At 60.6% G+C, this 23,002-nt stretch carries 32 protein-coding genes and 4 pseudogenes; 24 read left to right on the top strand and 12 right to left on the bottom strand.

Annotated features, from left to right (window positions below; translation table 11 throughout):
- Positions 1-611 precede the first annotated feature (611 nt).
- Complete coding sequence (locus tag QNJ43_RS01825) at positions 612-1,085, top strand: Rrf2 family transcriptional regulator (protein ID WP_300466907.1); 474 nt, start codon at positions 612-614, stop codon at positions 1,083-1,085.
- Positions 1,086-1,492: 407 nt separating this feature from the next.
- On the opposite strand, the gene QNJ43_RS01820 is transcribed toward QNJ43_RS01825, so the two are convergent.
- The 6 genes from QNJ43_RS01820 to QNJ43_RS01795 form a co-directional block, all read right to left on the bottom strand.
- A complete protein-coding gene (locus QNJ43_RS01820; protein WP_300466905.1) occupies positions 1,493-2,374 on the bottom strand; it encodes a hypothetical protein in 882 nt (293 codons plus the stop codon).
- Positions 2,375-2,622: 248 nt separating this feature from the next.
- On the bottom strand, positions 2,623-2,850 hold the full coding sequence (locus QNJ43_RS01815; RefSeq protein ID WP_300466903.1) for a hypothetical protein: 228 nt from the start codon (positions 2,848-2,850) through the stop codon (positions 2,623-2,625).
- A complete protein-coding gene (locus tag QNJ43_RS01810; RefSeq protein WP_300466901.1) occupies positions 2,847-3,623 on the bottom strand; it encodes a secretin N-terminal domain-containing protein in 777 nt (258 codons plus the stop codon). Before QNJ43_RS01810 ends, QNJ43_RS01815 begins: the two co-directional genes overlap by 4 nt.
- Positions 3,583-4,014 (bottom strand): hypothetical protein, encoded by a 432-nt coding sequence (locus tag QNJ43_RS01805; RefSeq protein WP_300466899.1) that lies wholly within the window; start codon positions 4,012-4,014, stop codon positions 3,583-3,585. The genes QNJ43_RS01810 and QNJ43_RS01805 overlap by 41 nt, the downstream gene beginning before the upstream one ends.
- A gap of 5 nt (positions 4,015-4,019) precedes the next feature.
- Positions 4,020-4,880: a secretin N-terminal domain-containing protein gene (locus tag QNJ43_RS01800; RefSeq protein ID WP_300466897.1), complete on the bottom strand. Its 861-nt coding sequence runs from the start codon at positions 4,878-4,880 to the stop codon at positions 4,020-4,022.
- A 210-nt stretch (positions 4,881-5,090) separates the two neighbouring features.
- Positions 5,091-5,855 carry a hypothetical protein gene (locus QNJ43_RS01795; protein WP_300466895.1) on the bottom strand — a complete coding sequence of 255 codons (765 nt, stop codon included), beginning with the start codon at positions 5,853-5,855 and terminating at the stop codon, positions 5,091-5,093.
- A gap of 242 nt (positions 5,856-6,097) precedes the next feature.
- Between QNJ43_RS01795 and QNJ43_RS01790 the strand changes: the two genes are divergently transcribed.
- Positions 6,098-6,469 (top strand): A24 family peptidase, encoded by a 372-nt coding sequence (locus QNJ43_RS01790; RefSeq protein ID WP_300466893.1) that lies wholly within the window; start codon positions 6,098-6,100, stop codon positions 6,467-6,469.
- Positions 6,470-6,656: 187 nt separating this feature from the next.
- Positions 6,657-7,130: a type II secretion system major pseudopilin GspG gene (gene gspG, locus QNJ43_RS01785; RefSeq protein WP_300466892.1), complete on the top strand. Its 474-nt coding sequence runs from the start codon at positions 6,657-6,659 to the stop codon at positions 7,128-7,130.
- Positions 7,131-7,166: 36 nt separating this feature from the next.
- On the opposite strand, the gene QNJ43_RS01780 is transcribed toward gspG, so the two are convergent.
- The 4 genes from QNJ43_RS01780 to QNJ43_RS01765 are packed head-to-tail and all read right to left on the bottom strand — an operon-like array spanning position 7,167 to position 8,667.
- Positions 7,167-7,487 (bottom strand): hypothetical protein, encoded by a 321-nt coding sequence (locus tag QNJ43_RS01780; RefSeq protein ID WP_300466890.1) that lies wholly within the window; start codon positions 7,485-7,487, stop codon positions 7,167-7,169.
- Positions 7,488-7,541: 54 nt separating this feature from the next.
- On the bottom strand, positions 7,542-7,763 hold the full coding sequence (locus QNJ43_RS01775; RefSeq protein ID WP_300466888.1) for a hypothetical protein: 222 nt from the start codon (positions 7,761-7,763) through the stop codon (positions 7,542-7,544).
- Complete coding sequence (locus QNJ43_RS01770) at positions 7,760-8,185, bottom strand: prepilin-type N-terminal cleavage/methylation domain-containing protein (protein ID WP_300467277.1); 426 nt, start codon at positions 8,183-8,185, stop codon at positions 7,760-7,762. The genes QNJ43_RS01775 and QNJ43_RS01770 overlap by 4 nt, the downstream gene beginning before the upstream one ends.
- A gap of 5 nt (positions 8,186-8,190) precedes the next feature.
- The gene (locus tag QNJ43_RS01765; RefSeq protein WP_300466886.1) at positions 8,191-8,667 is read right to left on the bottom strand and encodes a type II secretion system F family protein; all 477 of its coding nucleotides are present in this window, start codon (positions 8,665-8,667) and stop codon (positions 8,191-8,193) included.
- Between QNJ43_RS01765 and QNJ43_RS01760 the strand changes: the two genes are divergently transcribed.
- Positions 8,633-9,334 carry a hypothetical protein gene (locus tag QNJ43_RS01760; RefSeq protein WP_300466883.1) on the top strand — a complete coding sequence of 234 codons (702 nt, stop codon included), beginning with the start codon at positions 8,633-8,635 and terminating at the stop codon, positions 9,332-9,334. The two genes, QNJ43_RS01765 and QNJ43_RS01760, sit on opposite strands and share 35 nt — an antisense overlap.
- 66 nt (positions 9,335-9,400) lie before the next feature.
- Here the strand turns inward: QNJ43_RS01760 and QNJ43_RS01755 are convergent.
- Together QNJ43_RS01755 and QNJ43_RS01750 are read right to left on the bottom strand one after the other, a co-directional pair.
- A pseudogene (locus QNJ43_RS01755) lies at positions 9,401-10,867 on the bottom strand (GspE/PulE family protein).
- A 6-nt stretch (positions 10,868-10,873) separates the two neighbouring features.
- Positions 10,874-11,071: a hypothetical protein gene (locus QNJ43_RS01750; protein WP_300466881.1), complete on the bottom strand. Its 198-nt coding sequence runs from the start codon at positions 11,069-11,071 to the stop codon at positions 10,874-10,876.
- Positions 11,072-11,238: 167 nt separating this feature from the next.
- Here QNJ43_RS01750 and QNJ43_RS01745 point away from each other — a divergent pair, with 167 nt between their 5' ends.
- From QNJ43_RS01745 to QNJ43_RS01650, 20 genes and pseudogenes are all read left to right on the top strand, one after another.
- Complete coding sequence (locus QNJ43_RS01745) at positions 11,239-11,652, top strand: hypothetical protein (RefSeq protein WP_300466879.1); 414 nt, start codon at positions 11,239-11,241, stop codon at positions 11,650-11,652.
- A gap of 6 nt (positions 11,653-11,658) precedes the next feature.
- A complete protein-coding gene (locus tag QNJ43_RS01740) occupies positions 11,659-12,327 on the top strand; it encodes a PilN domain-containing protein (RefSeq protein ID WP_300466877.1) in 669 nt (222 codons plus the stop codon).
- Positions 12,328-12,569: 242 nt separating this feature from the next.
- A pseudogene (locus QNJ43_RS01735) lies at positions 12,570-12,893 on the top strand (GspMb/PilO family protein); the annotation flags it as partial.
- 91 nt (positions 12,894-12,984) lie between these two features.
- Positions 12,985-13,419 (top strand): hypothetical protein, encoded by a 435-nt coding sequence (locus QNJ43_RS01730; RefSeq protein WP_300466875.1) that lies wholly within the window; start codon positions 12,985-12,987, stop codon positions 13,417-13,419.
- 129 nt (positions 13,420-13,548) lie between these two features.
- Positions 13,549-13,773: a LysR family transcriptional regulator gene (locus QNJ43_RS01725; RefSeq protein WP_300466874.1), complete on the top strand. Its 225-nt coding sequence runs from the start codon at positions 13,549-13,551 to the stop codon at positions 13,771-13,773.
- Between the two features lie 12 nt (positions 13,774-13,785).
- Positions 13,786-14,349: a LysR substrate-binding domain-containing protein gene (locus QNJ43_RS01720; RefSeq protein ID WP_346432831.1), complete on the top strand. Its 564-nt coding sequence runs from the start codon at positions 13,786-13,788 to the stop codon at positions 14,347-14,349.
- Positions 14,350-14,844: 495 nt separating this feature from the next.
- A pseudogene (locus QNJ43_RS01715) lies at positions 14,845-15,600 on the top strand (2-oxoglutarate and iron-dependent oxygenase domain-containing protein).
- On the top strand, positions 15,549-15,818 hold the full coding sequence (locus QNJ43_RS01710; protein WP_300467276.1) for a 2OG-Fe(II) oxygenase family protein: 270 nt from the start codon (positions 15,549-15,551) through the stop codon (positions 15,816-15,818). Before QNJ43_RS01715 ends, QNJ43_RS01710 begins: the two are co-directional and overlap by 52 nt.
- 164 nt (positions 15,819-15,982) lie before the next feature.
- Positions 15,983-16,630, top strand: coding sequence for a hypothetical protein (locus QNJ43_RS01705; RefSeq protein ID WP_300466870.1), 648 nt, complete (start codon positions 15,983-15,985; stop codon positions 16,628-16,630).
- Entirely contained in the window at positions 16,627-17,436 is an 810-nt protein-coding gene (locus tag QNJ43_RS01700; protein WP_300466868.1) for an ABC transporter substrate-binding protein, read from the top strand. Before QNJ43_RS01705 ends, QNJ43_RS01700 begins: the two co-directional genes overlap by 4 nt.
- A gap of 18 nt (positions 17,437-17,454) precedes the next feature.
- The gene (locus QNJ43_RS01695; protein ID WP_300466866.1) at positions 17,455-17,604 is read left to right on the top strand and encodes a hypothetical protein; all 150 of its coding nucleotides are present in this window, start codon (positions 17,455-17,457) and stop codon (positions 17,602-17,604) included.
- 75 nt (positions 17,605-17,679) lie between these two features.
- The gene (locus QNJ43_RS01690; protein ID WP_300466864.1) at positions 17,680-18,117 is read left to right on the top strand and encodes an ATP-binding cassette domain-containing protein; all 438 of its coding nucleotides are present in this window, start codon (positions 17,680-17,682) and stop codon (positions 18,115-18,117) included.
- A 24-nt stretch (positions 18,118-18,141) separates the two neighbouring features.
- Positions 18,142-18,465 carry a hypothetical protein gene (locus QNJ43_RS01685; protein ID WP_300466862.1) on the top strand — a complete coding sequence of 108 codons (324 nt, stop codon included), beginning with the start codon at positions 18,142-18,144 and terminating at the stop codon, positions 18,463-18,465.
- A 13-nt stretch (positions 18,466-18,478) separates the two neighbouring features.
- The gene (locus tag QNJ43_RS01680) at positions 18,479-19,366 is read left to right on the top strand and encodes an ABC transporter permease (protein WP_300466860.1); all 888 of its coding nucleotides are present in this window, start codon (positions 18,479-18,481) and stop codon (positions 19,364-19,366) included.
- A complete protein-coding gene (locus QNJ43_RS01675) occupies positions 19,312-19,758 on the top strand; it encodes a nucleoside deaminase (RefSeq protein ID WP_346432802.1) in 447 nt (148 codons plus the stop codon). The genes QNJ43_RS01680 and QNJ43_RS01675 overlap by 55 nt, the downstream gene beginning before the upstream one ends.
- Positions 19,759-19,884: 126 nt before the next feature.
- The gene (locus QNJ43_RS01670; RefSeq protein WP_300466856.1) at positions 19,885-20,535 is read left to right on the top strand and encodes an FAD binding domain-containing protein; all 651 of its coding nucleotides are present in this window, start codon (positions 19,885-19,887) and stop codon (positions 20,533-20,535) included.
- Positions 20,487-20,942 carry a hypothetical protein gene (locus QNJ43_RS01665; protein WP_300466854.1) on the top strand — a complete coding sequence of 152 codons (456 nt, stop codon included), beginning with the start codon at positions 20,487-20,489 and terminating at the stop codon, positions 20,940-20,942. The genes QNJ43_RS01670 and QNJ43_RS01665 overlap by 49 nt, the downstream gene beginning before the upstream one ends.
- Positions 20,939-21,925: pseudogene (locus tag QNJ43_RS01660) on the top strand (molybdopterin cofactor-binding domain-containing protein). Before QNJ43_RS01665 ends, QNJ43_RS01660 begins: the two are co-directional and overlap by 4 nt.
- Positions 21,922-22,371 (top strand): hypothetical protein, encoded by a 450-nt coding sequence (locus QNJ43_RS01655; protein ID WP_300467304.1) that lies wholly within the window; start codon positions 21,922-21,924, stop codon positions 22,369-22,371. Before QNJ43_RS01660 ends, QNJ43_RS01655 begins: the two are co-directional and overlap by 4 nt.
- Positions 22,284-22,682 (top strand): molybdopterin cofactor-binding domain-containing protein, encoded by a 399-nt coding sequence (locus QNJ43_RS01650; protein WP_300466852.1) that lies wholly within the window; start codon positions 22,284-22,286, stop codon positions 22,680-22,682. Before QNJ43_RS01655 ends, QNJ43_RS01650 begins: the two co-directional genes overlap by 88 nt.
- The last annotated feature ends 320 nt before the right edge of the window (positions 22,683-23,002 follow it).

Below are 23,002 nucleotides of genomic sequence, written 5' to 3'. Positions count from 1 at the left end.
TGGCAAGAAGGGTCGAATGCGCCTCCAGAGTTTCCTTCAGGTCGTCGCCGCCGCCGGAAAGCTCAAGGGTCGCGGAATAGGGCAGCGGGTCGATGACCTAGACGGTTTCGGCCTTATCCGATTCGAAAAATTTGTGGCCGAAGATCTCGAAGGCGTTCGTGGCCTGAAAATGGGATGCCGAAAGGGTAAGAAGGAGACCGGCGACAAAAACGAAAGGCTTCCGCAGAAACACTTAGGGGCTCATCGCGTCGCCTTGCGCCTTCGCGTTCAAGCTGTGGCCGTTTTTGTCCCGCCAAGGCGTCGTGCCGATACGCTCTTACTCACTGATCGATGCGACGCAAAACACAGCGCGCGCAATATTTTGCCCGATCGGACGCCACTCGATGCGATAGCGCGCGAGAAATGCTCATGCTCTGTCCTGGCCCCGTCCGCTATAGTGAATGGAAAGTCTCTATCAGCTCTTACCGTCGCTGCAAAGACAAGGGGCGGTGGTATGCCGCGCAAGGGGGAGGGTCTGGGTTGTTGAAACTTCGTGCCCGATCGCCTATTCAAAAACAGAGGAAACCGAACAAGGTAGCGTGGACCAAGTATCGGTTCGTAAGGGAGCCAACATGCGATTGACGCTTCAGGCGAATTATGCGGTGCGCACATTGCTTTATTGTGCGGCGAACCCTGACAAGCCGAGCAAGGTTCCCGAAATCGCCGCGACCTACGGCATTTCCGAGACCCATCTTTTCAAGGTGATGAAGATCCTTGTCGACAACGGGTTCATCAAGACGTTGCGTGGCCGCAACGGCGGAATCCTGCTGGCGCAACCGGTAGACGAGATGTCGCTTGGCGCGGTGATCCGGGTTGCGGAAGAGAATTTCTATCTCTCCGATTGCTTCGATCCGGGCAAGCGCGATTGCCCGCTCATTTCCTCGTGCGAGTTCAACCGCGTGCTTTACGAGGCGCTGGCCGCGTTCTTCGACGTGCTGGACAATTACACGATCGACGATATCGCCCGTAACCGCCAGAATCTGCGCACGCTCCTGAGCCTGGAAGTCCCGGCCCATCCGATGCTGGAAGCCGCGGACCTTTCCTGAAATCAGGACGTATGAGCGAAAGCCAAAGCCGGCGTTTAGCGCCGGCTTTTTTGTGTCCGAAATCTGTGAGCAGAGGGCTTAAAGGGCACAGGCTAACCGTCTGCAAAACAAAGCGAAAATTCGTTGAGTTCATCGTGTGGGGCGGGTTTGACTTTTAAAGTCGACTAAAAAACTCAAATTATATAGATATGTTCATGGGCGCTGTCGCTGGTTGTCCTGTTCGGTCTTTCTCCCATTTCTCCGATAAACGCTGGCGGCAGCGCTTTCTTTTCCTCCTCACGCGATGATCGGTACACGGGCTTCAAGGGACCGAGTGCACAAAAAGGGCCGGAGATCGTCCGGCCCGTGGTCTCGCTCATGCGCAGGGATATTGGGATCAACTGATCTCCGTATCGCTCACGTCGTTTTCAGGCGGCATTGTCGTTCCGTCGGCAAAAGTAGAGAACGACTGTTGATCTCGGTGACGGCTGGCGAACGGTGATTGTGTCTTCGGAGCCCTCGAAGCTGATCGTTGCGGTGGTGCCCGAATAGGCCGCTTGAGTACCCTCCGGAGTCACACCTTCGCCGAATTGTATCGAGGTTGCGCCGTTGGCGGTGATCGTGTCGCCGCCGCTGCCTCCGTCAATGACACTGTTCGTCCAGGCGGAGATGATATTGTCGCCGCTGCCGCCCGCGGCATAGCTTTTGCTCCGAACGGTGATATCGTCATCCCCATCACCTCCGTCGACGGAGCTGTTCGACCAGGCGTCGATCCTGTCGTCTCCTTCACCGCCGTCAATCCTGCTCTGCGACCAGCCGGTGAGGTGGTCGTTGCCCGCGCCGCCGAGGATCCGACTGCCGGACCAGGCAGAAACGAAGTCATCTCCCTGTCCCGCGTCGATGGCGGAATCCGACCATGCATAGATCGTGTCGTTGCCGCCCCCAGAGCCGACCGAAGCGTTGGATCCAACCGCGATATGGTCTCCTTCGTCAGTCCCCGTGACGTTCGCCCCGGGGACGTAATTTACGAAGTCCTCGCCTTCACCGCCGAAAAAGCCGAGTTCTTGGAGTTGTGTCAGGAAATTGAGAAAGGTTTGTGCGCAATCGCCGGAAGGGCAGGTTAGCCGGGAGGTTGTCTGGTTGTCGGATGCGGAGCCGGTCGCCGTATCATCGTCGATTGAGATGTCTTCGAGTGAGAACTCGGTCGGCGGCCTTGTGAGGGGCTCGGCTGAAGCTATTTCGCGAAGTCGCGGTTGAGGGATCATGGCAAGGGGAATGGTCGACAGCCGATGTGCATCGCTAATGTCCATGGGAACTCCGCTCTCCGGAACGCTAAACATACGCATCGGGCGCATAAAGCGTGCCAGTCAGAAACGATAAGAAATATTGGAGTTATGCGATCGGTGGGCAGCTCTGTGGCGGCAAAATCGTCTCGTCCGGAAACTTTTGCCGGTTGGCGAGCGCTCGCCGTTTCCTATCGGTCGTGCTGGGCGTTCCGAGCCAGGATGTGCATTCTGCACGCAAGTGTGTCGTTAACGGCTCGGGGGCGGGAATGCTGCTAACGCGCCAGACGATTGAGCTTGTGCTGTAGCGCGTTCTTCGGCTTGTTGCCGAGGGCGTGGAGGCCGCCGAGTTGGCGGCGGAATTCGTCCGTCACGTCGTTGGCTTCCTGGAAGTTGCGCACGACGTGCGGCGTGATCAGGATCAGAAGCTCGGTTCGGGTTTCGGTATCGTCCTCGTGGCGGAAGAGATTGCCGACCACCGGCACGTCGTCGAGGACCGTCACCTGCGACTTGACCACATCGGCCCGCTGCTGGACACATCAGCCCGCTGCTGGATGAGGTCGCCGAGCGCCAGGCTGTCACCGTCCTTCACCACTACGGTCGTGTTGACCTTGCGCTGGCGGATGGTTGGGCTGTCGATGTCTGACGTGGTGGTGCGGACCACGTCGGAAACTTCCTGCTCGATATCGAGGATCACGCGGCCGCTGTCATTTACCCGAGGCACGACGGAAAGGATGATGCCGGTATCCTTCAACTCGATGGAGTTGACGATGGTGTTCGTCTCGGTGGTGTCGACTGCCTGCTGCGTTGCGATCGGAATCTGATCGCCGATCCGCAGAACCGCCTTACGATTGTCCAGAACCATCAGGTTGGGGGACGAGATCACGTTGACGTTGGTGATCGACGAAAGCGCGTTGAGCGCGATGGCGGCTTCTTCTCCGGAAAACAGGAACGAAAAGCCGGGAAAGACTGAGCCTGTTGCACCGCCGGAATCCTCGGAGAAGGACAGGCTGTAATTGCTGTTTTCGAAGAACCAGCGCAGGCCGAAACTGAGCTGATCGGTTAGTGTCACTTCCGCGATCGTCGCTTCCAGAAGAACCTGGTTCGGCAAGAAATCCAGCCGTTTCAGCATCATCAGAATGGTGTTGTACTCGTCCGGTGTCGCGTAGATCAGGATTGCGTTGTTGGCTTCGTCGGCAACCACGCGGATGCCGTTGCCTTCCTTTGCCTGCGTTTCATCCGCAAGGCCGCTTGCCGTGAAGTTGGCGGGCGTCACCGCTGTAAGCCCGGAACCGACCGTTGATCCGGAACTGGAGGATTGTCCCGTATTTGTCGCAGAGTTGGACGTGGCGGTGTTCGTGCGTGCGGTGGCGGCTGCCTGGAAGGCCGCCGACGCGTGCATTGGTGGCCGCCGATGTCTCTCCTGTTGCTCCACCCGTTGCGTTTGCGTTCTTCTTGGAGTTCGGGTCCGTGAGAATGTTAGCGAGCAGCATCGCCAGTTCTCCCGCCGCGCGGTTCTGGATCGAATAGATGAAGAGCTGGCGTTTGGTGCCCCCGGCGATCCGATCGAGGCGTTCGACCCATTTCTGCGCCTGATCGAGATAACGGGGCCGGGCCGAGATGACGAGAATGGAGTTCAGGCGCTGGCTTGGCACGAAACGAACCACGCCTTTCAGCGCTCCGCTATCCTCTCCGTGGAGAAGATCGTGTCGAGCTCGGTGACGATCGCCTCCGAATCCGCGTTCTTGACCGGAAGGAGGGCGAAGGACATGCCCTTCATCTGGTCGATGTCGAAGAGATTGATCTCATCAAGCACGGTGGCGATCTCGCGCGGATTGCCACTGATGATCAGGACATTCCGGCGTTCATCTACGTGCAGGACCTTGTCGCTGCCGACGACCAGCTGCAGCAGGCGCTGCATTTCGCGCGCCGAGACGTATTCGAGCGGAACCACCTTGGCGGCGAGCCCGACGCCGCGGGCGTTGTTGTGGCCGAGCGCAGGATTGTTGACCGTAAGTACGTCCGGTGCGGAGGCGGGTACGATGTGCACGAGATCGTCGCTGACGACGAGGGCGGCCCCCGAAAAGCGCAGGAGCGCGTCGAAGGTGTCGAGCAAGGCGCTTTTGCGGATCGCGTTTGTGGTCTGGATGGTAACCGTGCCGCTGACCTTTGGATCAATGATGTAGTCGCGCCCCAGAATGTCGGAAACGATCACCTTGGCGGCGGCGGAAATGCTCGCATTGGCCAGGTTCAGATGAACGCGGTCATCATCCGTGATGGCGAAGGACTCGTTGCTGCTGGTGCCGAACGAATTGTGCGGTGCCGGGATAAAGCTGCGCGTGCGGAGAATCGGCGCGCAGGCGCTGCGGGCGGCGACGTTGGTCGGCAGGTGCGCCCGGCTGAAACCGCTGGGGTTGGTGCCTTTGGAAGGCGGCCCGTCGGCAACGTCCGTCCAGCACAGGCCGCCAGAACCAGGGGGACCAGCAGCAGGAAGTGCCGACAGCGCTCGCGCTGTCCCAATCCCAAAGCCCAAATCCGAAAATTCCCCGCACGCTTTCCCAGCGGTAGATTTTAGGCGTTCCAGAGCTTCTTGTGAGATCAATTTGTTCTTTTCCACACGGGATCAACAGGAAATGTGCGGAAAGTAAAAAGGATTAATCGAATATAGGGAGAAATACGGAATTAAAATGTCATTCGGACGTAACGTTCATGAGAATCGGGTGCAAATGAACGGCTGCGAATCTCACGATCCCGTGCACGGCGCGACTTTTTCCGCTTGGACATGGTCGAACCACTCACCGTAAGGCAGAGGTATGGTCGAGACGCGTACGACGTGGCTGTTCCACGACAGGGTTTGATAGATCGGGAAACTCTCCGGCCGGATTTTGACTTTTGTTTCAAAAAAATAGCCGTGGTCCGGTGCGGTGCGGGCCAGAACGCTGAGAGCGAATTTCCTGTCATCGGCAGACGCTGCATAGGCGGCATCCGGTGAGACGCCTGCACGCACCAGACGGGATCGCAAGTCCGGTCGGGTCGAGGCCTTGTCGAGAGCCGTAAGGGCACTGTGAACCGTGAGATCCATGTGCAGTCTCGAATAGACTTCACTCGTAACCCCCGGTAGTTGGGCGAATTCCTGCACCAGCCGGAAGCCGTCGCCGTTGCGACGTCGTTCAATGGCGGCAACGAGGGCGGAGATTGCATTCGGTTCCGCCAGACCGATCAGAGCGGCTCGAAAGAGATCCGATGATCCCTTGTTGAGATCGAGGCGCCCGGCGACATCCTGCATGGCGATGATGAACGTCGTGTTGTCATTAAAAGGGCAGGCAAACGGTGTGTCGTCGTCGGCCGTTTTCTGGGAGATGTCCTTCTCGTCGCTTACGTTTTCGACAAGTGCCGCTACCGCAATGGTGATCCCGGCATCTGCGGCGCGTCGGGCAATCCGTATCGTGCGGTTCTGGACCACGCTTGCAAAACCGGCCAGAATGCTGGCAAGCAGAGTCAGGCTCAAAAGTACGGTCAGGATTGAAAAGCCGCGTGAACCCACTCCGCGGTTGCGGGCCGCCGCGGGACACAGATTTCGCAACAGAGTTCCCAAACGTTTCACCGGATCCGGCAGACCGCGCGTCCCTCATGGCAGCTATCGAGCGTCAATCCATAGCAGATACCGATATGGCAGGACATCGCGAGGTGCGGGCCTCCCGCATGAGCGCGCGCAGACATCTGGAAACGGCCTTGATCTGTTTTGCGCTGATGTTCGCCGTCGCGCTCGTCGTACGGGTCGTGCATGGGCCGTATCCCGGACTGATCCTGGTCTTCAGCCTTGTGTTGGCGGCGATGCTCGCCTGGGGGGCAGCCGTCGATATGCGCGAGTTCATGATTCGCGATACGGTGAGCCTCGGGCTCATTCCGTTGGGACTTGCGGCCACGTGGTTCATCGATCCGATTGTGCTCACCCTGCATGTTCTTGCGGCGATCGTCGGCGGAACTTTGCTTTGGGCAGTGGCGGAGGGCTACAGGCGTTGGCGCGGCATTTCCGAACTGGGCTTTGGGGATGTGAAATTGTTTGCGGCCGCGGGCGCCTGGCTCGGCCCGCAAGGCTTGCCCGGCGTTCTTTTCTTTTGATCGGCTCGGTTGCGGCAATCACTGCGATCCTGTTTCGTCGGGTGCGGGGAGGGCGGCGGTTCTTGCGCCGTCAGATTGCGTTTGGTCCCTATCTTGCCTTCGGTATCTGGATGGTATGGATATTCGGTCCCGTAACGTGGGGAGCGTGACGCGGCGTGGTTAAGCAGATTTCGGATTGGGGGAATGAATGATCGTAGGGGAGATGCCGCCGAGCGGCGAGGCACGTCAGTCGCGTCGGTATCGAAGGAGGCGGTCCGCACGGCGCGGGTTTTCCTTTCTGGAAGTGCTGGTCGTGCTTGCCATCATCGCATTGGTGGCGAGTGTCGTCGGCCCGCGTGCGATCACCTATTTCTCTCGCGCCAAGACCAAGACGGCGGCTCTCCAGATCAAGGAGATCGAGAGCGCGCTTGAACTCTATTTCCTCGATACCGGGCGCTATCCGGGCGAAGATACGGGACTTTTGGCGCTTGTCGCCGCGCCTCCTGCGGAAACCCGCTGGAACGGCCCCTATCTGAAGCAGGCCTCTGCACTGACCGATCCCTGGAACTGGGCTTATCGATATCGCTATCCCGGCCAGCACGCCGAGTTTGACGTCTATTCGTTCGGGCGTGACGGCCTGGAAGGCGGATCCGGGGAAGATGCCGATGTCGGCAACTGGTAGGTGCGCCAAGTCGGGCGATCTCGGTTGATCCGGGCTTCAGTGGACCTTCGGCTGGACCGTCAATGTCCGTGATGTCCGGTCGTCCCCGTCTTCGAAGGTGATCGAGACCTCGATCCGGTCGAGAAGATGCGGCTGGTCGACCCATTCCTGTTGCCAGCGGGCCTGATCCTGATCGAGCGGGCGTCCGTAGTAGCGCACGGAGAAATCCGAGAGATGTTGCAGGATCTTGCGTTCCTGCGGCATGGCCCGACCGGTGAAGCGAGAGGAGAAGCCTACGGTCAGAAAATCGGTTTGCGGTATGTGGGCAAAGGAAATCCGCCACGGCTGATCCGCTGCATAGCCGGATGTGGAGCGCAAGACGACGATACCGACGTAATTGGCCTGTCCCTCGAAGGCGGAAGGTTTGCCCGATTATCCCTTATTGAAGATCAGGGCGTGCGACAGGCTTGTGCGCAGGAAGCTCAGTTCGCTCAGACATCGGCCGTTGTCCGATGCCAGCCCGGTGCGGTCCCAGATCCTGTTGCCGAAGGCAAGCGAACCGGCAATGAAACTGGCGATCACACCGAGGAACGCCATTGCGATCAGCAATTCCATCACCGCAAAACCGGACCTGCCCTTCGTGCTGTTCCTCACGATCCCGAACCTCCGGGTTCGACGCGCAAGGTCTCCAGGCTCATGACCGGACGGGAGAAATTGACGTTGTCCGATCGGTAGATGGCGATTTCCACGCGATAGAGGACGGTCCGGGTGCCCGATTGGCAAAGTGCTCGAACCCGGCGCACGGTTCGGACGCGGGTAAAATCATCGTCGAGGGCTTCCGTCTCCGTGCCCGGAGTGAGCTTTTCTCCTGCGAGAAGGTCATCGAATTCCGATTGCATCTGGTTGAGCACGCGTGCCGCGACTTCGGCTCTAGCAAGCGTTGCTGCGCCTGATCCGGTGATCCGGTAGGCCGCGCCCAGCATGACCGCAAGGATCGCGAAGGCGATCAGCGTCTCCAGCAGAACGAAACCTCGGCGTCGGGTTTCGTAGGAGAGTGGTAATCGGCGGCGTCGCATCGCGGTCAAAAGGCCAGGTCGTTGACGCTCAACACCGCGTTCATGATGACGAGGATGAAGCTGCCGACGCCGAGGCCAATGGCAAGGGTCAGGATGGGCGGAACAAGCTGGAAAATGAGCTGGATCTGTCTGGAGGCCTCCGCTTCCAGAATCTTGCCGATATGGTCGAGCATGTCCGGCAGGGTTCCCGTTTCTTCCCCGATGCGTACCATCCTGCGCGCGAGCATCGGGACATGGGGCGCATCATGCAATGTTGCGGCGAAGCTCTCGCCGTTTCGGATCGCGGATATCGCGCGGCCGATGGAGGCGCGATAGATGCGGCTGGCAAGTGTTCCCCGTGTCGTTTCCAGCGCCTGCTCCAGTGAGACACCGTTTCTGAGTATCGTGCCGAGCGTGTGGGAAAAGCAGGCGATCTCGATATTGGCCTTGAGCGTGGAAATGAGCGGTATGGCGAACGCGAGACGTTCGAAGCCTGCGCGCACGCTTTCCATCCGCCACAGGTGCGCCAATACGAGCAGGGATACCGCCAGCCCGCTCAGGAAGGCGATCCAGTTTTCCGAAATCGTCGAACTTGGCGAGCGTCACGAAGGCGATGATCGGCGGTGTCTTCTGGCCCGCGTTTTCAAAAAGCGGGGCGACGGCTGGGACGAGAATGGTGGCGATGACCAGCACGACCCCGATGGAGGTGGCAAACAGGATGGAGGGGTAGAGGAGCCCCGCCCGAATGCGTGCGCGGGTTTCCTGTTCGCGTTCCAGATGGGCGGCGAGTGCGCCGGAGCGTTCTCCCACCAGAACAAGGCTTCGGTAGGCGGGCAGTGCGAGGCCGGGGATGCGCTCCAGCGCTTCGGAGAGATCGGCGCCGTTCAGGATGGCGTCATGCACCTTTGCCAATGCGGAGCGCGCCGATGCGCGCTTCTCGCCGTCGCGGGCGATCGCGACCGCATCGCGGTCAAGCTTGCCATCATGCGCGTGAAGCGGACGAGCAGCTTCGGATCTCGGACGCGGGCCGTTTCGCGGGCCGCCGTTTCGGGCGACGAGCCTTCCGCGATTTCCACCGACACTAGTCCGCGATCGCGCAGTGCTGCGAAGGCGCCGATCTCGGTGTCCGCCTCAAGCTCTCCGGAAACGAGCGAGCCGGTTGAGAAATAGGCCTTGTAGGCGAATGCGGCCATGCCCCGCCTCCTAGATGGAACGTTCGGCGACGCTCAGGACTTCTTAAAGCGAGGTGCGTCCATCGCGGGCGAGCCGAAGTCCGTCATCGATGAGGCGGTCATGTCCCGCGGTCCGGGCGGCGGCCGAGATCTCGGCCTCGCCGTGACCGGCCAGAATGTGCTCGCGGATGGCGGCATCGACCGGCACCAGTTCGCATATGACCTTGCGCCCCGAATAGCCGGTTCCCCGACAGGTAGGGCACCCGACCGCCTTGCGGTAGGCGGTGTGACGTCCGGCGGTCTCTTCCTCACGGCGGATATGCTCGGGCAATTGATCCGCGGGAAGGGGCTCGCTGCAGGCAGGGCAGAGAATACGCACGAGGCGTTGGGAGAGAACCGCCCTGACGCAGGCCGCCATCAGATAGGGGGAGGTTCCCATTTCGGTCAGGCGAGTGATTGCGGCAGCTGCGTCGTTAGTGTGCAGCGTCGACAGAACCAGATGGCCAATCAGCGAGGTGAGGATTGCGATTTCCGCGGTTTCCAGATCGCGGATTTCGCCGATCATCACGATGTCCGGGTCCTGACGCAGGATGGAGCGCAGGGCGGAGGCAAAGTCGAGCCCGATTTCTGATTGCACCTACACCTGATTGATGCCGGGCAGGCGGATTTCGACCGGGTCTTCCACCGAGATCAGCTTCTTTTCACGCTCGTTGAGCTGGAGCAGCGCAGTGTAGAGCGTCGTCGTCTTGCCCGATCCGGTCGGCCCGGTGACAAGGAAGATGCCGTTCGGGTTCGACAGGATGTCGGACAGGTTCTCGCGAAGCGCGGGCGTGAAGCCGAGCGTGTCCCAGTCGAGCCTACTCTCGTCGCGGCGCAGCAGGTGGATGACGGTGCTCTCGCCGTGCATGGTGGGAAGGGTAGAAATGCGCAGGTCCGTGTCCCGGCCGCGGATCGTCACCGTCACCCGCCCGTCCTGCGGCAGGCGGCGTTCGGTGATGTCCATCCGGGCCATCATCTTCACGCGCGAGACGATGGCGGCGCGGGTTTCCACGTCGATTGTCTCCAGATCGTGCAGATGACCATCGATCCGCAATCGCACCAGCAGCGCATGACGGTCAGGCTCTAGATGCACGTCGGAGGCGCCGCGTTCCAGCACCGTCGACAGGATCGCGTTGGCCTTCTGGATGACGGGCCCTTCATTGGCGAGGGCGCGAAGGTGCTCCACATCGGACCGGCTGACGGCGGTGCCTGAAGGAGCGCGGACGTCGCTTTCCACCGATACGGGCTCGTAGAGCGCTTTCAGAAGATCGGCGATTTCCTTGCGGCTTGCCGCGACGGGGCGGATTTCCGCATCGAGCAGGTAGCCGATCGTCGAGAGGGCTTTCTCATCCAGCGGATCGGCCATCGCCACGTGGAGGCGCCCCTTTTTCTCAAGCAGGGGGACTACCGCGTTGTTGTTGAGAAAGCTCAGCGGTAGCAGGTCTTCCAGGATCGCGTTTTCTGGCGTCATCATCGTATCGAAACGCGGAATTTCAAGCTATTTCGCCCAGAAGTCGGCGAGATCCCGGTCGCTGAGAAGCCTGAGTTCGGCCAGAACGGTATCGAAACGCGCCGACGTCTGAGCCTGTGCACGGCGTGTGCGCTCCACTGCGGCAGTGTCGAGTATCTCCATTTCCAGCAGAGCTGCCGACATGGTATCAACGAGGCTCGCACGGTTTGATCCGACCTGGCTCAACAGCGATGTTCTACACAGCGATGTTCTACGCTTTTCTTTACATACCATCGACACGGCAACCGCGATCTGAGGGTAGGCTTGCAATATGCCGAAAGGGATTCGATATCACGACCGTCCCTAGCCAATAGATCATAACGTGCATGGCCAGACTAATTGACAATTCTTCGATGCCAATGCTTCAGAACGCGGTTCTGGGGTTCTGGGCCTGGTGGACGATAGAATTGGCGACGGTCTTCTCGCCGTTGTTGCACCTCGTTCTGCCCCGGCGTTCCGGCGGTGTCGCGGTGCGACTGGCCCGCGTTCCTGATGAGCGGGACGGGGAGGGGCGCGGTTTTTTCGCGACTCTGGAACCGGAAAGCTGGCAGGTCCTTGCCCGCAAGCTTGAGGGTGCGAAGAAGCGGTCGCAGCCGTTGATACTCGATCTGACGGACGATCTCGTCTTGCGGCGTCGGGCGAATTATCCCGCCAGTGCCATCGCCAAGCTCGATGACATCATCGCACTCGATATCGAGAAATCGGCCCCGTTTACCCGTCAAAGCGCGGTGTGGAAGTGGCGTGTTGTTGGGCGTGCGGGCGGTTAGCTCGACGTGGAGACGGTGATCCTGCGGCGCGATCTCGTTCTGAGCGTTCTGTTATTGGCGCGTGAGAATGGTCTCGATATCGGGGCGCTTGTGTTCGACGGGGTTTCGGACAGACGTGCGCTGGAGCTGATGAAGCTTGAAACGTCGGTGGATCGCATGCGGCGTCGCTGGAAACGCCTGAATGCCGCTCTCCTCGGCATAAGCATTCTGTTGGCCGGAGCGACCGGGGGGCTTGCCTATTGGCAGTGCGAAGCAGCGCTTGAAACGGTGACGACGCGGCTGGAGGCAGCAAAATCGCGGACGATCCGTCTGCGCCGTGAGCAGGCCGAGGCCGTCGCCGCATACGATGCCACCGTGGTACTGGTGCGCGAGAAGGTTCGCACGTCCTCGGTGGATGTGGTGTGGAACGCGTTTTCTGAAGTCCTGCCGGATACGATCTTCCTCAGCGGGCTTGAGTTTTCCGGAACATCTGGCCGGATCAGCGGATTCGCCAAATCCGCCGCGCCTCTGATCGAGAGATTGGAGGCTCTCGATAAGATCTCGGGCGTGGCCTTCGCATCACCCGTGATGATCAATCCCGACGACCATCTGGAGCGCTTCGACATCACCTTCGACCTGGCGACGGGCTCGGGCGAGACACCGTCTCTTTCCGTTGAAGACGGAGGTGCGCGGTGAATGATCTTGCCGTGAGATATAGAAGCCTTGGCAGTCGCATAGCGGCGGTGGCGCTGCTTGCTGTACTGCTCTGGTCCGTCGTCTAGGTGGTGATCGTGCCCGCCTATGACCAGTATCGCACCGTCGGTGAAGAAATCAAGGTGGCGCGGTCTCAACTGGGGCGGGTCGAGGCAATCCTATCGTAGTCGCACAATGCGCCGGTTGCAAGTGATCGTTCCGGCCAGAGCTGGCGGGGGCAAAGCCGGTCGATCGTGGCGGCCAAGGTTCAGGCGTTCCTGCAGGATGAAGCCCGTCAACACGGGGTGAGTGTCATCAGCATCTCGCCGTTGGAAACCGGATCCTTTGAGGATTTCGACGTCATCGATCTGCGCGTCGAATGCGAAGGGGAGATCGGTGCGGTGCGCGATTTGATCGGAGCCATGGAGAATACGGAGCCGTTTCTCTTCCTCACCGGAACGGATTTGCGTCGCCAACAGATCTTCGGGACCCGCAGACCCGATCAGAAGTTGCCGCTTGCCGCGCGCCTCGACGTGTTCGCGCCGTTTATGCAAGGGGAGGGCAAATGATGGAGCGCATATTGCCCGGGCTTTCAAGTCTGCTCCTGCTCGCTCTGACCGTGCTGTTGGGGCTGTCTTTGCCGGACGTCTGTCGCATGAGGTGGACATCTCTCCGATTGCAGCCAACGGGGCTGGTGGCAAGGTAGGGGCAGTTCTGGCGGAAGCCCTACCCGAGTGGGAGGGGTATGATCCCGCAAGCCTGACCTCGATCATCGAGGGGCGGCGCATGCCCGACGATGAGACGGCGGAAGAACCGCAGGTTGTCGAGACCGTACCGGAGCCCGAAGCTCCGCCGGTTCCCGTGAGCGAGCCGGATGTGGATCTCGTCGGCGTTATGATAACGAACCGAACCAGCAAGGCGCTGGTTGTCGGTCGCTCTTCCCACAAGGAACGCTGGGTTGGCGTCGACGAACGGATCGGCGAATGGATGGTGGCGACGATCGGCGATGATCACATAGTGCTGCGTCACGAGGATCAGACCCGCTGTCTCGAGATGCATGCCGACGCCAAACCTGGTCAGCCTCCGGCGAGGTAGCTGGCGGCTTCGTTCAACCGTGAGCCGTCTGCGCGCTAACTTCTTTTGTTCGCGACGTATTTGGGACGTTTCCCTATGGGGATCTCCGGGCTATGGTAGCTGAGCCTGCCCTTCCAGTCGGTCCTTCCCATGCGTATCCATTCCAGCGCGCTGCAATATTTCGATGCCGTCCGTCGTGCGGGGTTCATCCGTGAGGCTGCACGACGCCTCAATGTGGCGCCGTCCGCGGTCAATCGCCAGATTCTCAGACTTGAAGCGGAAATCGGTACGGCGCTCTTCGACCGAAATCCCTCCGGCGTCACACTGACGTCCGCGGGCGAGATCCTGGCGCATCACGTGATCGTCGTTTTGTAGGATCTCGACCGGATCAGTTCGGAAATCGAGGCCCTGAAGGGCGCACGCGTCGGCCATGTTGGGATCGCCGCGATTGAAGGCGTGTGTCCGGGACTTCTGCCCTGCGTCTTGCGTCAACTGCGGGAGAAAGCCCCGCGCATTACCGTGGGCGCGAAAATGATGGGCTCGGCCCGTATTCCGGAGGCGCTGGAAGCCGGGCTGGCGGATGTCGGCATCGCCTTCAACCTGCCGCGTTATCCCGATCTCAGGCAGATCTATGTCGCAAGCTTCAAGCTGGGCGCGATCATGGCGCCCGATCATCCGCTCGCCAACGAGACGGCAGTGAGCTTTGCGACCTGCAGCGATTATCCGCTCGTGTTTGCCGCCAGCGACCTGTCGATCCATCAGCTTCTCACCCTCGTAGTCCGGCAGGCGAACCGGTCGGTGGAGCCGATCATGCGGACCAACTCCATCGAGCTGATGCGTCAACTCGCGCTGCAAAGCCCCGCCATCGCGTTTCAGACGCCCATCGGCCTTGAGAAGCTGATCGACCGGGGAAGTGGTGCATGTACCCCTGACTGGTCCGATCTGGAGTGATCTCGGTGTCTATGTTCGGGCCGGACGCTCCTTGCCCGCACCCGTCGATCTGTTTCTTCAGATATTAATTTCCGAATTGCAGGAACGCGAAAGGTTCGAGCAGGAACGTCACTGACGACTGTGCGGGGATCGGTAGCGAACTGGTCCAGATGCCTCCGAGACCTGAAATGGGCGGGGAGGTGGAGCCGCCGGATCACGGACGATATCCGATTTGGAACCGCTCCAAATTGCGACGTTCTGTCAATCGGATAGTCAGGAAATCGCGGAATTCCGGGGCGCAGTTGTCTCGTCCCTGCCGGCATAACTTCTGCTTTGGGGCTGTTGCTCTTCGGATCGTCGGTGTGGTTGCCGTAAAAATAGGCAGGTTCTGACGCAAGTGCAGGCGATGCCAAACCGGCAGCGCCCTGGGCGAAAAACAGTGCTTTTTTGATCACATGCGACAGAATAGCGTCTTGCGCAAATTATGTTTCCCGGAACCAGCCCTGGAACTTTCGCATGTCTGCGCAAACCGCTCTTACCGCTCAGAAGATCGATACGGCTGCCCTCCCGGTCATCGATGTGTCCGATCTTTCTTCTTCCGATCCGCTTCGTTGCAAAGGCGTCGGGGAAGCGTTGCGGCGTGCCTGTCTCGACAAGGGCTTTTTCTACTGCTCCGGCCACGGCGTGCCGTAAGGCCTGATCGATGCGATGTTCGTCGAGACGAAGGCGCTTTTCGATCAGTCCTTCGAGAAGAAGATGGAGATCGAGAAATCTCTGTCGCGCTGCAATCGCGGCTATGAGGTTCTGGGCGGTCAGACGCTGGAAGCCGGTGCTCCGCCGGATCGCAAGGAAGGCTTTTATATCGGCGTGGAACTGCCGGAAGACGATCCCCGCGTTCAGGCCGGACGGTTCAATCGGGGACCGAACCAGTGGTCGAGCGATCTGTCCGGATTTCGGCCCACGATGCTTGCCTATTTTGCAGCTCTTCAGGAGTTCGGAAGTCGGTTGATGCAGGGGCTCGCGCTCTCGCTGGATCTCGATGAAGCCTATTTCGCCCTCTATTGCCGCGACCCGCTGGCGACCTTGTGTCTGCTGCGTTATCCGCCCCAGCGCGCCGATGTGGCGGAAGGGGAGAAGGGGGCCGGAACGCATACCGATTTCGGCGGACTGACCATTCTGTCGGCGGCCTTCAGGTCTACGACAACGAAGGGGAATGCTGGATCCACGCCGATCCGATCCCGGGGGCTTTCCTCTGTAATCTCGGGGATATGATCCAGCGCTGGACGAACCGGCGCTATCGCTCGAACCTCCACCGCGTGGTGGATGACTCGGGCCGCGAGCGCTATTCGATCCCGTTCTTCCATGTGGGCAATCCCGACTATGAGGTGCGCTTCATTCCGATCTGCTTGAGGGAAGGCGACGTGCTGCTTTATCCGCCGATCAAGGTGGAGGAGCACCTTCAGACCATGTACCGCAAGACCTACGCATGAGCGTGGAAGTGGCTTCGGGTGATCCCGTCATCTTCATTCACGGCGCCTGGCAGGGACGATGGGCGTGGGATACGTTCGCCCCTCGCGGGAAGCGGGGCTTGAGGTCCACGCGGTAGATCTTCCCGGAAACGGCTGCGATGACACCGATCCCCGCGAGGCGTCGCTTGCGCTATGTCTCGACTATTTTGGCCGGCTGCTTGAAGAGATCGGCGGCCTCGTCTCGCTGGTGGCCCATTCGGGGGGAGGAACCCGTTGCCTCGGCCGTTGCCGAGCGCTTTGCGCGGATCGTCTACGTGGCGGGCATGATGTTGCCGTCGGGTGTTACGTTTGCCGAAGTCCAGTCGGAGATCGACGGTTCTATCAGCTCGCCGTCCGGGGTGACGGGCGAGCTGTCCTGGTCTGCGGACGGCAAGGTCAGCACCGTGCCTCGGGCGGCCGCGACCGCGATCCTGTTCAGCGATTGCCCGCCCGACATGGCGGCGATGGCTGCACTGAAACTGACACCGCAAGGGGAGGGCGGTCGGGCCTTGCGGGTGACGACGCCGCCAGAACGATTCGGCCGAATTCCGCGTCTCTACGTCGAGGCGACCGAAGACCGGTCCGTCCTCATCGACGTGCAGCGGCGCATGCAGCAACTCGTGCCGGGGGCGACCGTGATTTCGCTGCCGACGGGGCATGTCCCGCAGCTCATTGCCCCGAAACTGCTGGCTGAAGCCATCCTTCCTTTTCTGCTGAAAAAAGAGCCCAGAGGGTCCGGCGACGGACCCTCCCAAAACCAACCAACACCAATCCCAGACGGAGCCTTCAGATGAAATCGCGTTTCCTGAAATCGATGCTCGCCTCGGCGGGTTTCCTTGCAGCCTCCGCCGGAATGGCGAGTGCTGCCGATCCTGTCACCTTCATGATCGACTGGCTGCCCGCGGGTGACAAGGCGGCGACCTACTACGGCGTGGAGAAGGGCATCTTCGCCGATGCCGATCTCGACGTGACCATTGCCGTTGGCCGCGGGTCCTCCGACGTCGTCACCAAGCTCTCCACCGGAGCTGCCGATGTCGGCAGCGGCGGACTTTCGGGTCTGCTGCAGGCGGTCGCCACCGAAAAGGCCCCGGCCAAGGCGGTGATGTCGCTTTACACCAAGCAGCCCGATGTGATTTTCACGACCGCTTCCTCGGGTATCGAGAAGTTCGCCGACGTGTCGGGCAAGAAGGTCGCCACGGCCACCTTTTCCTCGTCGCTGGTGCTTGAGGCAAACGACGTCGATCCCAGCTCCGTGCAGCTTCTCAAAGTCGATCCGGGCGCTCTGGCGCCGATTCTGGCGACTGGTCAGGTCGATGCGACGATCAACTGGATGACTGTTGCGCCTGCGTTTGTCGGTCCGATGAAGGAAGCCGGCAAGACCTTCAAGTCGTTGCCCTGGTCGGAATACGGCTTTGATGGTTACGGCCTGTTGATCTTTGCCTCCGACACGATGATTTCCGAACGCCCCGAGGTTCTGAAGCGCTTCGTCGTCGCCTTCAAGAAGGCAAACGAGATGGCGATCAAGGATCCTGGAGGCGCGGGCGCTGCTCTCAAGGCGATGGTGCCGGAGATCAACGAAGCCACGGCCGTTGAGCAGTAGAAGGCGTCGATCCCGCTGATGGTTAACGACATTTCCGACAAGGACGGTATGGGCACCTTCGCGCCCGAGCTTCTGAAGACGAGCTGGGGCTGGGTTGCCAAGTCTCAGGGGCTGGAGACGGGCGCGCTCGATCCGGAGACCGTCGTCAACCGCTCTTTCCTCAAGTGATCTAATTCCGGAGGGGTCGTCGGCGGGCGGTTTCGGCTGCCCGTCGATATTTTCTTTTATCGTCAGGGGACACCAATGGCGGCCAATATACCGGTTATCCGATTTCGCGATGTCGAGCAGATCTTTACTGAAAATGACGGGCGACCGATCCATGCGTTGACCGAGCTCGATTTCGAGATCACGCGGCATGAATTCGTATCGGTTCTCGGGCCTTCGGGGTGCAGGAAGTCGACCCTGTTGCGTCTCGTTTCCGGGTTGATCCATCCCAGCGAAGGCGTCGTCGAGATCTACGGAATGAAGGTGACCGAGCTGTGTGACGAGATCGGCATCGTCTTCCAGAAGCCGACGCTTCTCCCCTGGTTCAACGTCCTGAACAACGTCACCTTTCCCATGCGCCACAAGTATGGCCGCGTGCACAGGGAAGATGAAGATCGGGCCCACGAATTGCTGGCGCTGGTGGGACTTGGAGATTTCGCGCAAAAGCGCATCGACGAGCTGTCGGGCGGCATGTAGCAGCGCGTCGCCATCGCCCGTGCCTTGCTACTCGATCCCGATATTCTGCTCATGGACGAGCGGTTCTCCGCGCTCGATGCGTTGACCCGCGATGAAATGAGTTTCGAGCTTCTGCGCATCTGGTCGGAGCGGCCGAAGACGGTACTCTTCATCACCCATTCGATCCCCGAGGCGTTGCTTCTTTCGGATCGCATCATCATCATACCGGAACGTCCCGGCACCGTGCGCGAGGTGATCGACGTACCGTTTGCCCGTCCGTGCACCATTGAAACGCTTTCGGACCCGACCTTCACCGAGCTTGCCAACCACATCCGCGGAGAACTCTTCTCCAAGCCGGCTGCGGCTTGAGGGGGGCGTGATCGTGAAAAAGATCGTCCAACTCGCGGACCGTTTTGCTCCGTTCCTCGCCGTCTTTGTTGTTCTCGGCGTCTGGCAGGCGGCGACATGGATCTTCCCCATTCCCTCGTTCCTGCTACTGTCGCCGACGCGGATCGTTTCCGCCGGTTTGAATGTGGATTGGGTGATCTGGTACGGGCATATCTGGTCGACGTTGCGGGTCGCAGTGATGGGGTATGCGCTCGCCATAGCGGTGGCGATCCCGCTGGCAGTCGGGCTGGCAATGTCGCGGTTGTTGTCGCGCACGCTCTATCCGATGCTGGTGGTCATCCAGTCAACGCCGATCGTGGCGGTCGCGCCCATCATCGTGGTGACACTTGGTGCGGGTGACATGCCGAAGGTGGTGATCACCTTCCTGATCACCTTCTTTCCGATCGTTGCCTCCACCACGACGGGGCTTCTGGCAACGCCGGAGGAACTGATCGAGCTGTCGCGTTCCCTGCGTGCGGTGCGGACACGGGAAATCTTCCACATCCAGCTGCCCTTCGCGCTGTCCTTCCTGTTTTCGGCGCTGAAGATCTTGACCACGCTTGCCGTGATCGGCGTGGTGGTTGCGGAGTTCGTTGCGGCGGAAAAGGGGCTGGGCTTCTTCATCGCCTTCTCCACCTCACTTTTTCAAAATCCTGCAAGCCTTCTCGGGGCTGGTGATTCTGGTTCTCCTGCCGCTGACGTTGTTCCGCATCGTCGGTTTCGTCCAGAAGCGTTTTGCGCCCTGGTCGCTGCCGAAATCCGAAAGATAATTCCATGTCCGTATTCGATGAATCCCGCGATGAGGAATTCCTGCGCCGTGCCATTGCCGTGGCCGAGGAAGCCCGGAAAAGGGGCGATCATCCCTTCGGGTGCATTCTCGTAGGGCCGGACGGCGAGGTTCTGCTGGAACAGGGCAATGCCTGTTCGTCCGAGGGTGACGACCTGATCACCCATGCGGAAAAGGTTCTCACGAGCCGGGCGGCGAAGAAATGGAAGCCGGATTTCCTTAAGCTCTGCACCATGTTCACCTCCGCCGAGCCCTGCGCCGTGTGTTCCGGTGCGATCTATTGGGCGGGCATCGGCCGCGTCGTCTACGGTCAGAGCGAGCGGTCCTTGAAGAAAATGACGGGCGATCACCCGGAAAATTCGACGCTCGATCTGCTGTGCCGCACGGTCTTTGCCGCCGGACAACGTGAGATCGTCGTCAAGGGACCGTTTCTGGCCGAGGAGGCTGCGAAGGTTCAGGCCGACTTCTGGAAAGACCGCGAGCACTGACATGGGGTTTGCTCGTGCAGGCACGCTTGATGAAGCGTTGGAGCTGAAGGCTTCTACGGGCCGGAGGCTGTCTACGGTGCGGAGCTGACGGCCCTGCAACTCGAATGGGAGCATGAGGCGTCGGGCGTGCCTGTCATCGATGTCTCGGATGTCGATTTCGGCCCCACCGTCAAGCCACTCGACAATGGGGACTTGAGGATCACTGCCAATGCTCACCTGGAAGAGCTGCGGCTCGATCCGGTGATCGTGGCGCGTCTGCCTGCCTTGTCGGAACTGCTGGCTCTGGTCGGAGCCTCGGGCATTCGCAATCTGGCGACGATTGGCGGAAATCTCGCCTGGGGGCTCGGCGATACGGAGATCCTGCTTGTCGCGCTCGGTGCGCAAGCCCTGTTTGCGGGTGGTACGCGGATTGCCATTGGAAACAGTTTGCCCACCGACGTCCTCATGACCGCGATAGAGGTGCCGCCCGCACTTTCGGCGAATGTCTTCGTCGAGAAGGTCGGGCATCGGGCAAGCTTTTCTCCGGCAAAGGTCGTTGTCTCCGGGTGCCAGTTGCCTGACGGAGGTTGGCTTATTGCCGACCGATTGGGACCGACACGACCGGTCATCACGATCCTTTCGGGTGAGAGCGTAGATATCGAGGCGTTTTCTTGCAGTGATCCGCATCTTGCCCGGATCGCGACGAACCTGATCCGCAGACATATTCGTCTCCGTCGGGAGAGCGTGGCATGGGCCTGCAAATCGCCGAAAAACTCACCGGACGTTTTCGCTATCTGACGGATGATGCGCCTGACGGAACACTTGTCGGACTCGTTCTGCGCAGCCCGCATCCCCATGCGCGGATCCTTCGATTGGATACGGAAAAAGCCGCTGCCATGCTGGGCGTGCACGCGGTGGAGACCTCGGCGGACATGCCTGCCGACTTTCGCTATGGCCTGCGGTTGAAGGATCAGCCGCCGCTGGCCGATGGCATCGTTCAGTTTCGCGGCGAACCGGTGGCGGCCGTGGCTGCGGAAACGATGGCCGAGGCAAAGGCCGCGCTAGCGGCGATTTCCGTCGAATACGAGATCCTGGAAACGGTAAGCGATCCGCACGTGGCTTTGGGCGAGGGGGGCTGCTTCATGCGGGCGGGAACCTTTGTTGCGGGTTCGACTACGGCAAGGGCGATGTTGAGACGGCTTTGAAGTCATCGGCCCATGTGATTGATCAGAAAATGGAAACACCGCGACAGATGCATGTCGCGCTGGAGCTTGAAGGTGGTATCACCGTCCCGGAAGGCGACAGGCTGACGATCCGCGCTCCGGCGCATGATCCGCACCATGTTCGCCAGGTTATCAGTGCTCTGACCGGGCTCGATGAGCGCGCAATAACGGTTGTCGGCTCGCCTATCGGTGGCAGCTATGGCGGCAAGGAGGATCTGCACGTTTAACCGGTGCTCGCTCTCCTTGCGGTGAAGGCGCAGCGGTCGGTACGGCTGGTTCTCAATCGGTCGGAGGCCATTGAGGCGGGGATCAAGCGGCGTCCCTTTTCGATACGGCTAAGGGCGGGGTGTGACGAGGGAGGGCGGCTTACCGTTCTCGACGTCTACGCTGTTGCCGATACCGGCGCCTATGCCAGCCACGGGCCGGAAGTGCTCGATACCGCAATGGAATGCGCACCGGGAGCTTATGCTTGGCCGAACGTGCGGTTGGTCGGACGGCTCGCCTACACCAACAACGGCATTGCGGGAACCTTTCGCGGCTTCGGAGCGGTTCAAACCCAGTGCGCGCTGGAACTTGCCATCGATGTGCTCGCCGATAAGGCCGGGATCGAGCGCGCGGCTTTCCGCCGCCTGAACCTGGCGGATGCGAATGCGCCGGGGCCGCTCGGGCAGACGATGGTTCCAATGCCGGAACTTGCCGTCCTCGGTGAGGAACTGGCCGCGTTGCCGGTTCTCTCCGCACGCAGTTCCGACGAGCGTTTCATCTCCGGTGCCGGGCTCTCCCTGATCCGCAAGGGCGAGGGTTTTGGAGGCGGAGGGGCGAACGGGGCTCGGAGACGGCTCACGCTTTCTCGCGACGGCCAGATTTCGCTGGAAACCTCGATGACCGAGATGGGGCGAGGGCTCATGGCCGCGGCCGCGGCCGCTCTGCAGGAAGCCTTCGACATCTCCCCCGGTGACGTGTGAGCCTGCGCATCGGCGAAACGGCTGTTGGCGACAGCGGGCCCACGTCGGCATCGCGGGGAACGCAGATTGCCGTTCGTCTGGTCCGCAAGGTGGCGCTCCGGCCATGCGGTTGGTACTCCAATCTGCGGCCGTACGGCCAATTGGGCGGCGAGCCGGAGGAGTATGTTTGCGGGTCCGGTGGGCTCCATCGCATTTCAGAGCGATGCAACCGGCCGGATATCGGGTTCGCCGCGCTCGCGGAGGGCGGCCCCGTCTCCGTGGACATGGAGATCGAGCCCATCGAAACCCATCTGGACGGCTTCTCCTGCCACACGCTCTTTACCGCGTGTGCGGCTCGGGCGAGCGTTGTCATCGATCGGTGGACGGGGCGGGTGACGTGCACTGGTATCGACGTGTTGCCACCTGCGGAAAGCCGCTCGTGCCCGCAGCCTTCGAAGGACAGATGACTGGCGGTGCGGCTCAGGAGCTCGGTTTCTGCCTCACCGAAGATTTGCGGGCGGTCGACGGTGTCTTTTCCGCTCAAAATCTCGACGGCTATTTCATCCCGACTATCGCCGATATGCCAGATGTGCGCGTTCACCTGCTGGCCGAGCTCGATGCGGATCATCCCGTCGGCATTCGCGGAGCCGGGGAAATTGTTCTCAATGCGGTGGCGCCTGCAATCGCAAGTGTCGTGCGTGATGCGCTGAGCGTGTCACCGCAGCGTCTGCCGGTCGATCCCGACTGGGTGCTGGATATTCTGGAGGCTGGGCGATGAAGGTCGCATTCACGTTGAACGGTGAGCCGGTCACGGTTGAGTGCGAGCCATTCGACCGGATCGCACGCATTCTGGTCGATCGGTTTGGACTGAAGAGTGTGCGCGTTTCCTGCGGAATCGGCCGGTGCGGGGCCTGCATGGTGTTGCTGGACGGCAAGGCCTTGAATGCCTGTCTGCTGGTTGCCGGGAAGGTTGACGGTACACGGATCGTGACTGCGGAAGGCCTGTCCGAAGTCGCAGCTCCTATCATCAGGGCTCTCGAGGCGCGTGGCGCAATCCAGTGCGGCTATTGCGCGCCGGAGCTGCTGGTCTCGCTGGCC

The organism is Breoghania sp. (assembly GCF_030066895.1).
GTDB lineage: Bacteria > Pseudomonadota > Alphaproteobacteria > Rhizobiales > Stappiaceae > Breoghania.
The sequence above is the reverse complement of the archived record's forward strand: the minus strand, read 5'-3'. Positions and strand labels throughout refer to the sequence as shown.